At 28.3% G+C, this 12,067-nt stretch carries 10 protein-coding genes; 2 read left to right on the top strand and 8 right to left on the bottom strand.

Annotated features, from left to right (window positions below; all coding sequences use genetic code 4):
• Positions 1-16: 16 nt before the first annotated feature.
• Genes rsmI through dnaX form a run of 6 tightly spaced genes read right to left on the bottom strand, consistent with a single transcriptional unit; the run spans position 17 to position 5,657 of the window.
• On the bottom strand, positions 17-724 hold the full coding sequence (gene rsmI, locus U5U50_RS02980; protein WP_324672656.1) for a 16S rRNA (cytidine(1402)-2'-O)-methyltransferase: 708 nt from the start codon (positions 722-724) through the stop codon (positions 17-19).
• Positions 717-1,637, bottom strand: a complete 921-nt coding sequence (locus U5U50_RS02975) for a hypothetical protein (protein WP_324672654.1) — start codon at positions 1,635-1,637, stop codon at positions 717-719. Before U5U50_RS02975 ends, rsmI begins: the two co-directional genes overlap by 8 nt.
• Positions 1,637-2,287: a dTMP kinase gene (tmk, locus tag U5U50_RS02970; protein WP_324672652.1), complete on the bottom strand. Its 651-nt coding sequence runs from the start codon at positions 2,285-2,287 to the stop codon at positions 1,637-1,639. Before tmk ends, U5U50_RS02975 begins: the two co-directional genes overlap by 1 nt.
• 27 nt (positions 2,288-2,314) lie before the next feature.
• Positions 2,315-2,899, bottom strand: coding sequence for a toprim domain-containing protein (locus U5U50_RS02965; protein ID WP_324672650.1), 585 nt, complete (start codon positions 2,897-2,899; stop codon positions 2,315-2,317).
• A gap of 5 nt (positions 2,900-2,904) precedes the next feature.
• Positions 2,905-3,189, bottom strand: a complete 285-nt coding sequence (locus U5U50_RS02960; RefSeq protein ID WP_257089044.1) for a YbaB/EbfC family nucleoid-associated protein — start codon at positions 3,187-3,189, stop codon at positions 2,905-2,907.
• An 8-nt stretch (positions 3,190-3,197) separates the two neighbouring features.
• A complete protein-coding gene (gene dnaX, locus U5U50_RS02955) occupies positions 3,198-5,657 on the bottom strand; it encodes a DNA polymerase III subunit gamma/tau (RefSeq protein ID WP_324672647.1) in 2,460 nt (819 codons plus the stop codon).
• A 571-nt stretch (positions 5,658-6,228) separates the two neighbouring features.
• Between dnaX and U5U50_RS02950 the strand changes: the two genes are divergently transcribed.
• Positions 6,229-8,817: a DNA topoisomerase (ATP-hydrolyzing) gene (locus U5U50_RS02950; RefSeq protein WP_324672645.1), complete on the top strand. Its 2,589-nt coding sequence runs from the start codon at positions 6,229-6,231 to the stop codon at positions 8,815-8,817.
• An 87-nt stretch (positions 8,818-8,904) separates the two neighbouring features.
• On the opposite strand, the gene U5U50_RS02945 is transcribed toward U5U50_RS02950, so the two are convergent.
• Both U5U50_RS02945 and U5U50_RS02940 read right to left on the bottom strand, forming a co-directional pair.
• A complete protein-coding gene (locus U5U50_RS02945) occupies positions 8,905-9,315 on the bottom strand; it encodes a hypothetical protein (protein WP_324672643.1) in 411 nt (136 codons plus the stop codon).
• 63 nt (positions 9,316-9,378) lie between these two features.
• Positions 9,379-9,936: a hypothetical protein gene (locus tag U5U50_RS02940; protein WP_324672641.1), complete on the bottom strand. Its 558-nt coding sequence runs from the start codon at positions 9,934-9,936 to the stop codon at positions 9,379-9,381.
• Between the two features lie 125 nt (positions 9,937-10,061).
• On the opposite strand from U5U50_RS02940, the gene uvrB reads away from it, so the two are divergent.
• Entirely contained in the window at positions 10,062-12,059 is a 1,998-nt protein-coding gene (gene uvrB, locus U5U50_RS02935) for an excinuclease ABC subunit UvrB (RefSeq protein WP_324672639.1), read from the top strand.
• Positions 12,060-12,067 lie beyond the last annotated feature (8 nt).

Here is a 12,067-nt window from a genome sequence, read left to right as displayed (position 1 = left end):
TAAACTGCTGATTTTTCTAATCCTTTTTATATTTATTTACTTTTTCTCTTTTGATTTTAGGTAAATTGAGAACCATTGTAAACTCACCTCTAATAGAGTTTAAATTTGCAAAGTGCTGAAGAATTTCACTAGCAGACCCATAAAAAAGATTTTCATGTAGTTTTGTAAGTTCTTTAGCTAAACAAATTTTTTCTTGTCCATTAAATACAGAATTAATGTCTTCTAAAGTTGAGATTAATTTATGAGGCGAGACATAATAAATGTGTGTACCGATATTCAATTCTTTAAGTTGATTAATTCTTTGTTGACTTTTGTCTTTAATAAAGCCGTGAAATGTAAAGTCATTAGTAAAGTTAGAAGCAACAAATGCTGTTATAGCTGCATTTACACCTGGGATAATTTCGATATCTATGTTGTTTTTTCTTGCCTCAGCAATAACTTCAAATCCGGGATCTGATACAACAGGCATACCTGCGTCAGATACTAAAGCAACGTCTTCTCCATTAGATATTAAATTAATAATCCCTTGAGCACCATGTTTTTCGGTGAAATTATTGTATGTTAATAATTTTTTATTTGGTATTTGATATCTTTGAAGAAGTTTAGAAGTGACTCTTGTATCTTCGCAAGCAATTATGTTTACCTCTTGTAAAATTCTTAATGCTCTTAAAGTTATATCTTCAAGATTACCAATTGGTGTTCCTACAATATACAATTTAGCCATAGTACTCCATTAATTTGTTTAATAAAAGTTGTTTATGTAATTCGTAATTACCTTGAAAGTTTTTTGAGTTATTAAAGTCATCTAAGTCAACTATAAATGTTAATAAGTTAGAGTGCTTTTTTAATAATTCTTGTCTTAGTTTATTTAGTTCTTTGTGCAATGGCAATGTTTGGAATTCTAAAAACTTGCCTAATATGAATGCTTTTAATAGTGATAAAACAAAGTGGGCATCTTTATCATTATCTTTATTTACTATTGTTCTATCTAAATATTCAAACATATAAATTTTATTTAATAAAGATTGTCTTGTAACAATTATGAAACCTGCAATAAGGTGTTGGTATTTATCTAAGTGTTCAGAAGCTTCGGTTAAAAAAGTTAAATCGTTAGAAAGCATTTTGACAACTGAAAAAGTTGGATCATTTTTCAATGAAGCAAATTTTTCTTCTATTATCTCAAGAGAGAGAATATGAACTTTTAATACTTGTGCACGAGATAATATGGTCGGAAGAACATTATTCACATTGTTTGTTGTCATTATAATGACAACTTTATCTGATGGTTCTTCAATTGATTTTAAAAGTGAATTAAGTGCAATTAATGAAGAGTTTTCAATGTTTTTAATGACAACTATTTTGTACTTATCAAAGTTACTTGAATAAGAAACTTCATTAAAAACATTTTCAAATTCTTCTTTTTTAATAGGTTCTTCTGAGCCATCTAAATAGTAAATGTTAGATGGGAGGTTTAATTTGTTTAATTCACCTATTGGAGTGGGATTAATGTTGTTGATAAAATCTAACAAATCGTTGTCAAAATTGTAGTTGCTATTAGCAGTTAATAAAAATAAATGATTTAGCTTATTTAATTTTGCTGAATCATTTATTGACTTTAATATAGATTGATTAATCATTACTCAAATGATTTGAGGTAAGATAAAAATTTTGGACTTTGTTGTAACTGCTTGATAATATCTTCTAAAACTTCATCTTCTGTTTGAGTAGCGTCAATAATAATGAAACGTTGAGGGTCTGATTTAATCATTTCTAAATACCCTTTGTAAACATCGTGGTGGAATTGTAATTTTTCTTGTTCCATTCTGTCTTCGACTAATCTTGTTTCTTCACGACGCTTTTTAGCTTGCTCTGGAGTTAAATTTAAGAAAATTGTAATATCTGGCATTGTTCCATTAATAACTATGTTAGTAATAGCTTTTGTAAATTCGATACCTAAATTTCTTGCATATCCTTGATATGCATAAAAGCTATCTACATATCTATCGCAAATAAGAATTTTATTTTCTTTAAGTGCTGGTCAAATTATTTTTTCTAAGTGAATTCTTCTACTTGTTGTGTATAAAAGAGCCTCAGCAACAGGTGAAAGATCTGATTCTTTGCTTAAAATAATTTCTCTAATTTTTTCAGCTTCTTTAATCCCTCTACCACCAGGTTCTCTTGTTCAAAGAGCAGGAATATGTGGGTAAAGTTCCTGTAATTTTACGTAAAGTTTCTGTGTTAAAGTAGTTTTACCACTACCGTCTAAACCTTCAAATGATATAAACATAGTTTCCTCCAGATGATTCTAATTAATTTATTTTTGTCTATTTATAAGTGAGAATTTTAAAGTGATAGCATCAATGTAGTCAACTGATGAACCTACTGGTAAACCGATGGCTAATCTTGTCACTTTTAAATTCTGTTTAGTAAGCTTCTCCTTAAGAAATTCATTAGTTACTTCACCTTTTATGCTTGGAGAAATTCCTAAAATAATTTCATCAAATTTTTGAGCATAATCTAAAAGTTTTTGAATTTCTTTTTGATACTTTTGCTCCTCATATTCATTGATAATTAGATGTGAAAACACATAATACTTACCGTTGTAAATATTAGCATCTTCAATTTTTTGCATAACTTGTCTGTTTTCCACAATTAACAACGTGTTATCTCTCGAGCTATTGTCACAAATACTGCAATAATTGTTTTCAATAACTTGCGAACAAATAGGACAAAATGTTGTTTTTTCTTTTGCGTCCATAAAAGCTTGTGCAACTTGTTGCACTTGCTCCTTTTCAGCTTCTAATATTCAATAAACAATTTTTTCAGCTTGTTTTTTAGAAATACCAGGAATTTGCCTAATAACTTCTAAAAATTTGTTAATTTGTTCTGTATTAAACATTCTTATTAAAATGGCATTCCAGGCATTGATGGAGCTAATTTATCTTGTTCTTCTTTGATTAAATCAATACCTTCATTGATTGCTATTGTAATTAAGTCTTGAAGAATGTCTTTATCTTCAGGGTCAATTAACAATTCATCAATTTCAATTGAAACAATTGACATATCTCCTTTAAGAACTACTTCAATACCTTGTTTAGAAACTGTGAATGTTTTTTCATCTAATTCTTTTTGTTTTGTTTCTAATTCTTTTTGCATATTTTTAATTCTTCTTAAAAAATCATTATTCATAATAACCTCTATTCATATTCGATTTCTAATTCTTCATCATCACCTAATAATAATTTACCGATTTGAGTCAAGTCCACTAAAGTATTTTGTGCAAACTCATCTTCTCATTTTTTAGGCTTATAATCTGCAATTTGTATGTCTTTATTTTGTCCAATTGTTTCTCTAATTTTAGCAAGAGCTGCTGAATCAATTGGATAAATATATTTGTTTTTGTTATCAAAAACATATTTAACAAATTCTTGCATTTTAGGTGTGTTAGCAAGCTCTTTTAGCTTATTAACTTTAGCAGTGTCTTTATTGTAAATGTTAATGAAATATTCTGAAGCAGCCATAATTAATGAATCTTCAAATAATTCAGCAATCTCAGAAAACTCAGGTTTGTTTTGAGTGATTATTGCTAAATCTTGATTAATTGATCTTTGGAATTGAGCTGATTTATCACGTGATGGAACTTCTTTAGATCAAAGAGTGTTGTAGATATATTCAAAAACATTAACTTCTTGCGGTTCATTAATTTGTTTTCGTTCATCATTTGTTGAAATTTCTTCAGATTCTGGTAGCTTTTCTTCTTTTATTTCTTCCTGAATTTCTTTTTGAACTTCCTCGACAAATTCCATTGTTTCTTCAAACTTAGAAACTTCTACTTCACGAGTGTTAATTAATATTTTATTTGTTGATGTATCTGACTGCAATTGGATAATATCATCATTAACATCATCAAAATCACTTGACAATTCGTGTTTTTGGATAATAAATTCATTTGTTTTATTAACTTGATCAGAAATCTCCTTTGTAAGTGCTTTATTAATTTCTAAAGATTCAAGTAAGATGTTTTTTTCTTCTTGAGTTTCAGTAGGTACGTTTTCTTGTTGATAAGGTGTAAATTCATCAGCTAATCCATTCCCAATAGGTTCAATTTCAGGAATTATTAATTCATCAGGAAAATGATTATCTGATTGTTTTGTTTCTTGCTCAACTTCTTCTTTGGTTTTTTTCTTAATTTCCTCTGTTTGTTTTTGTGAGGGCTCCTGATTTACCTGATTTATTTCAATATCAAAGTTACCGGATATAACTGAAAAAATATTTTCAGTTGTTAAAACAAATTTATCTTCCTCAACTTTTTCTTCTTCTATTTTTTCACTTAAAAATGAGTTATCTATGAAACCATCATCTTCAATTTTTTCAACTTTTATGTCTTGGAGAATAGTGTTTTCATTTTTATCAATTTCCATTGAAATATTAGTTTGAGGTTCATTAGAAGTTAATTCTTCTTTAATAATTTCTTTAGTTTCTGTGAAAACGTTATTAGTTGAAGTTTTGTGATTGTCTTTGTTAAACACAGGTTTGATAAATACAGGTGTAACATAAGTTTCATCTCAATCTTCTTGTAAACTAGGATTGATAGCATTTAAAGCTTTTAAAACACCTAATTGAATAATTTCAAATGGATATTCGCTTTTATTAACTTTAATTAACATATCATAGAATATGTCAGTTAATTCAAAACAAGTTTTATTATCTAAGTGAACTGATGATAACTCTTCAGGCTCAAATCAACTTAATAAACTTACATTATTTGTTTTAGATAATATTATCTTTTCTTTTAAAAAGTTAACTAAACTCAAAACAAATTGCTGAGGTTCGACACCATTGTTTTGGAATTCATTTAATAATGAAATTAATTTAGTTCCATTGTTAATAGAAATTAATTGGAAGATTTTAACAATTTGCTCTGATGATAAAATACCGAAGTTTTGATAAATTGATTCAGCAGTTATGACGCCTGAATGAAACATACTAACTTGGTCAGCAATTGTAAGTGCATCCCTCATACCACCACTAGATAATCTTGCGATTAGTTTAAGAGCTTGAGTATCATATTTTATATGTTCTTGGTTAAAAACTTTTGAAAGTTGTTTGATGATATTCTCATCATTCATTCTATGGAACACAAAGTTTTGAACTCTTGATCTAATTGTTAAAGGAATTTTATGTAAGTCTGTTGTCGCTAAAATGAAAATAGCATGTTTTGGTGGTTCTTCAAGTGTTTTTAATAATGCATTAAAAGCGCTTTTTGTAAGCATATGCACCTCATCTATGATGTAAATTTTGTATTTACCATTCATAGGCGTTTGCTCAATTTTTTCCTTAAGATCTCTAATTTCATCAACACCATTATTTGATGCAGCATCCATTTCGATTATGTCAATATTGTTGTTTAAATTACTTAAGCAAATTTCGCATGGATTAAGAACATCAGCAGGATCTTTATGAACACAATTTAACATCATTGCAAATATTTTTGCAATCGAAGTTTTACCAGTTCCTTTTGGTCCTGAAAATAAATAAGCATGTGATATTTTGTTAGTCATTAAAATGTTTTTTAAAGATAAAGTTATGTGCTCTTGGCCTATAACATCATCAAACGTTTTCGGACGATATTTTCTATACAATGCTTTATATTCCATGTTTAATTACCCTTCTTAAAATTTGATATTGACATAAAAGATGAAATCTTTATTTTAATTATTATACTAATAAAAAACATATAGTTTTTTAAAAGTTTTAAAAAACTTGTCAGATTACACAAAGAGAGAATAAAAAACTTTTATACCTATGTGCTAGGAATAAAAGTCAAAAAAGCTTAATTTAGTAAATAAGCATAAAAAAAGACCGAAAGGCCTTGATTATTCAGCGCTTTTAGCAGCTCTTCTAGCGTCTCTTGCACGTTCTTTTGCAAGTTTTTTAGCACGAGCTTCAGCACGTAATTTGTTTTTTAATCTAACTACTTTACGCATTTTTATCCTTTATTTAAACTATTTTTATAATGATAATTTTTATGAATTGTGCATATATATTTTTGCAAAAATACATGCTATTTTTCTTATGTTATTTTACTATAAAAAGTCTTAAATCATTCATATTTTTTAAGCTTATAAATTTTTATTTTGATACCTATGAATATACTTTAAAAATTGTAATTAGCATCTATATAATAAATTATAATTTTAATTAATAAGCATTTAAGTAGGAGTAAGTATGAAAAAAAACCTAGAACAAAAAATTGCAGACAAAATTATCAGACAGTCATTAGATAAAATTATGGATGATCGTTTTGGTAGATATTCAAAATACGTTATTCAAAACAGAGCTATTCCAGAAGCACGTGATGGTCTAAAACCAGTTCAACGTAGAATTTTATATTCTATGTTGGGACTTGGTTTGACTCACGATAAACCATATAAAAAGTCAGCTCGTGTTGTAGGAGATGTAATTGGTAAATATCACCCACACGGTGATTCTTCAGTTTATGAAGCTATGGTTAATATGTCTCAATGATGAAAAATTAATCACCCATTACTTGATATGCATGGCAATGTTGGTTCTATTGATAACGACCCTGCCGCTGCTATGCGTTATACAGAGGTTAGAATGTCACCTGTTGCTGAATATGTTTTAGGTGAAATTAAGAAAAATCCAGTTAAGTTTGCTCCTAACTTTGATGATTCAGAAATTGAACCAATAGTTTTACCATCGTTATTTCCTAACTTACTTGTTAATGGTGCTTCAGGTATTGCTGTAGGTATGGCAACAGAAATGCCTCCACATAACTTAAATGAAATTATTGATGGAGCTATCTACAGAATTACGAATCCATTTTCACATTTTGATGAAATTTCAAAAATCGTTAAAGGTCCTGATTTCCCGACAGGTGGTGTAATCAAAGGGAACAAAGGTATCTTAGAAGCGCTCGAATTCGGAAACAATACAAAAAACAAAATCAGATTGTTTTCTAAATACACAACTTCTGAAGACGAAAAACATAAATATATTGAAATCACAGAGATTCCTTATGGTGTAGTGAAGTCAAAATTAGTTTATGAAATTGACAAAATTATTAAAGATAAGTTGATTGATGGAATTACAGAAATTAAGGATCAATCAGATAGAGATGGAATTAGCATTTTAATTACTTTAAATAAAAATGCTAATGAACGTAGTATTTTAAATTACTTGCTTCAAAAAACGAATATGCAAGTTATTTATACATACAACAATACTTGCATCCTTAAAAATGAGCCTGTTACACTTGGTGTAATTGGGCTTCTAGATGCTTACGTAGCTCACGTTAAAGATATTAAAGTTAAGACTTTAACATATGATTTAGAAAAACTTAAATTGCGTTTAGAGCTTGTAGAAGGGTTTATTAAGGTTTCAGAAATTTCTGATGAAGTTATTGCAGTTATTAGAAGATCAGAAGGTTCTAAAGTTGGTGTTATTAAAAACTTAATTAAAGAGTTTGGATTTACACAAAATCAAGCAACAGCTATTGCTGAAATGAGACTTTACCGTTTATCTAAAACAGATAAGCAAGCTTACTTAAATGAAAAATTACAATTAGAAAAAGACATTAAGAAAATTTCTAAATTGCTTATTGATCCAAAAGCGTTTGATCAGTACATTATTGAACAATTAATGGAAATTAAAGTTAAATTTGGAACTCCGAGAAAAACTCAAATCGAAGATCAAGAATATGATTTTAGCTATGAACAAACTGATTTAGTAAAAGAAGAAATTCTTAACATCGGAGTTTCAAGAGCAGGATACATCAAGAGATTTTCACAAAAAGTTCTTGATAGTAACAAGATTGAAAATTATGGTCTTAAAGATGATGACTATTTAGTTTTCTTCGGAAAAGTAAATTCATTACACAACTTAATTTTCATTACAGCTCAAGGTAACTACATCGTATTCCCTGCTTACAAAATTCCAGAAGATAAATGAAAAGATAATGGAACTCACTTATCTGATTATGTAGATATCCGTGTCATGGATGAAATTGTGGGAGTGTTTGAAGTTTCAGATTGAAATATTTTATCTTACATTGCTCTAGCAACAAAAGATGGATATGTTAAGAAAACAGTGCTTAAAGATTTTGAGGTTTCAAGAGTTAATAAAATTTACAAAGCTATTAACATTCAAAAAACAGATGCAGTTGTTAATGCTGTTATGACAGATGGAACAACTAATGCAATCATAATTACTGAAAAAGGTAATGTGACTAAGTATTCTGAAACTGAATTACCACAATTTGGAACTAAGGCTAAAGGTAATAAAGGGGTTTACTTATCACTTGATGATAAGATTGCTACATTTACTTGTGTTAAATCAGATCAAATGGTTGGTATCTTATCAACAAATGGTCAAATTATTAAAATCAATTCATCTAAATTACCATCTGTACCTAAAAATATTAAAGGTAAACCTTTATTAAAAGATAATAAGAAATTTATTCCATACGTTTGCGAACCAATCAATGATGAATCGGTTATTTACATTAAAGATGATTTTGAGCACACAATTATTGAATCTGTTAAATCGTATGGTGTTTCAAATGATAGTGCAAGAGTTTATAATATAGATGTTCCAAGTATTTACAAAATGTCATTTAATGTTAAATATTTTGACAAAGATTATGCAATTGCACAAAACTTATTCAGCCAAGAGCAAGTGAAAAAAGAAAAAGATCTATTAGAAAAAACAGATGCTGTTGTTTCTAATGTTTCGAAAAGTTTAGATGACATTTTAAGACGTATTGATGAATTAACTAAGAGTACAAAGAAATAATATCTCAGCAATGGGATATTTTTTTTATTTGCAAAATTTGATTAAAAAAAGAATAGCTATTTTTTAGCTATTGAATTATTAATTGATCTAAACTATTTTATTCTTTAAAGCAATTATTGCACCAATAATTGAGAATAATGGTCCTAATAAGATAGAAATTATGTAAAGTATCATTACAGTTGTATTTTGTGATGAAACTCTTATGGCTCCTATGATTACAAGAATAAATCCTGTAAGTCCTGTTGTAAAAGATATAAATCCAAGAATACCAAAAACTATAAAGTATAATACCATGACTGCTGCAACATCAGAATAGTCTTTTTGATAAGTTCCAGAACTTGAATATGTTATTGATGCAGATGCACCAGTAATTGCTACAGAGAATAAGAAAATAACAACTGCAAAAACTATGTTTAATAAAAGGTTTACAATTGATAAAGCTAAAATGGGTTTAGATAAATTGCTTTGTTGTTTGTTCATAATAACTGATGTTTCCATTTTTATCCTCGTTATATTTTTACTATATAACATATTAATTATATATTTTTTGAGTACATTTAACTAATTTAATGGAATAACAGTTATCTTGTAGGTTGTTTGTGATTTGTTGATATCAATTCTAGTTGATTCAGTAGTCATTTTGTAACCTTCTGGAACTAATTTAGCTACGTCATAGTAGTAATAGTAATCAGGTAAGTTAGTTGTATTTGTGAAAATCACTTCATCATTATCACTTACAAATTCAAATGTGTACGGAATCATAGTAACAGGAGCACGTTTCTTAGTGATAATTATATTTATAGTTTTTGTATCATCTAGAGCATAAGTGCTTTTGTTATATTCATATTCACCTGTTTTGTATTCTTCAGGTAAATTCTCATCATCTATTTCAAAATGTTGAATATATTTATCAGCATCGATTGAATGCATATAGAAGTAAACAATTTTATTTTTGTATACAAAATTAATTTTGACTTCTCTTTTAGGTATTTCATAGTGTCTATTTCAATTTTGCACAGTAATAACGATTCTTGCTATAGTGACACTTAAACCACAGACCATTAAAAATGATACTCAAATTATTCATATTAAGGTTTTCTTATTAATTTTCTTTTTCATATTGCTTCTATTAGTTAATAAATTTAATTATAAAGATTTATGAGATTTTAAGTCTAAAAAATAGTCTTTTTAGTCATTTTTAAAAGAATATTATGCTAAAAATTAACATATATAATATATTAATCATGAGTATATTCGATTTAAAAACAGACTATAAACCACAAGGCGACCAACCTAAAGCAATTAAAGAATTAGCAGAGAGTGTTAAAAAAGGAATTACTGACCAAGTTCTTTTAGGAGTGACAGGTTCAGGAAAAACTTTTACCATTGCTAATGTTATCAAAGAAGTTAATAGACCTACTATTATTTTGTCTCATAATAAGACTTTAGCAAGTCAATTATATAGTGAGTTAAAATCCTTTTTTCCTAACAATGCAGTTGAATATTACATTAGTTACTTTGATTATTTTAGGCCTGAAGCTTATGAACCCAGTACTGATGTTTATATTGAAAAGGATTCTAAAACAAATGAGCAAATTGAAATCTTAAGAATGAGTGCAATTAATTCATTAATTACACGTAGAGATGTAATTGTGGTAGCTAGTGTTTCAGCTATCTATGGTGCACTTTCTCCTGAAGTTTATAAAGATTCATTCTTTAGATTTTATAAAGGTCAAGAAATTGGATTAAATAATTTTATCACTCAACTTATAAAAATTAAATATGATAGAAATGATATAGACCAGTCACCTGGAGATTTCACAGTTAAAGGTGATACGGTAATTGTTAGACCTGCTGATTCTGAAAATCATGCAATTAGGATTTCATTCTTTGGAGACGAAATTGAAGATATTGCAACAATAGATCCACTTACAAAAGAAGTCTCTAAAAAACATAATATCTATGTACTTTCACCCGGAGACGAGTATGCTACAGATAAAAATATTTTTGATAAGATAATTCCGAAAATTGAAGAAGAATTAGCACAATCAATTGCAAAGTTTGTTAAAGAACAAAAAATACTTGAGTCTGCAAGATTATCTCAAAGAGTTAAAAATGATATTGATGATATGAAAGAATTTGGTACTTGTAAAGGTATAGAAAATTACTCAATGTACCTTGATGGTAGAACTTTTGGTCAAAGACCATACACAATTTTAGATTACTTCCCTGAAGATTCATTAATGTTAATTGATGAGTCACATATGTTTATTCCACAATTAGGAGCAATGTATAAAGGGGATAGATCAAGAAAAGAAAAGCTTGTTGATTATGGTTTTAGATTACCATCTGCTTTTGATAACAGACCTTTAATGTTTAATGAATGAGAAACTGAATTTAAGTTTCCTAGAATTTACATTTCAGCAACACCAGGTGATTATGAACTTGAAAAAACTGAACCAAGTAATATTTCAAAACTTTATGTTCGACCAACTGGATTAGTTGATCCTGAAATTATTATTAAACCAAAGAAAAATCAAATTCAAGACATCTATGACACTATAATAAAACAAAGAGAAACTGGTGAAAAAACAATCATTTTAACAGTTACAAAAAGAAGTGCTGAAGAGTTATCAACTTACTTAATTGAGCACGGAGTTAAAGCTGCTTACATTCACTCAGAACATAACACTTTTGTAAGAAATGAAATTATTAGAAAGCTTAGAAAAGGTATTTATGAAGTTATTGTCGGAATTAACCTTTTACGTGAAGGTATCGATATACCTGAAGTTTCCAGAGTTCTTGTTTTAGATGCCGATGTAGCTGGATTTATGCGTAATGCAAGAAGTTTAATTCAAATTACAGGTCGTGCAGCTCGTAACGCAAATGGTAAAGCAGTTTTCTATGCTGACAGAATCACCGAAGCTATGAAAATTTGTATGGATGATAATGAAGAAAAAAGATCTATTCAGCTTGCTTACAATGAAAAACACGGGATTGTACCTAGAACAATTATAAAACCTATAAGTGAGCCAATTCACGGTCACGACATTACAAATGCCGTTGAAGCTATTTTAGCTAAACAAAACAAAACTAAATCAGGCGATAAAATCGATAAGAAAACTAAGCAAGAAATTATTGAAGATATTAGAAATCAAATGAATCAAGCTGCAAAAGAGCTTGATTATGAAAGAGCTATTGAGCTTAGAAATATATTATTAGAATTACAAGAAACGAAATAGAAAAGAGT

The sequence above is a fragment of the Mycoplasma sp. 888 genome (genome assembly GCF_035609225.1).
In the GTDB taxonomy this organism is placed as follows: Bacteria; Bacillota_I; Bacilli_A; order Mycoplasmatales; family Metamycoplasmataceae; genus Mycoplasmopsis.
This window is presented reverse-complemented; position numbering and strand designations above follow the sequence as displayed.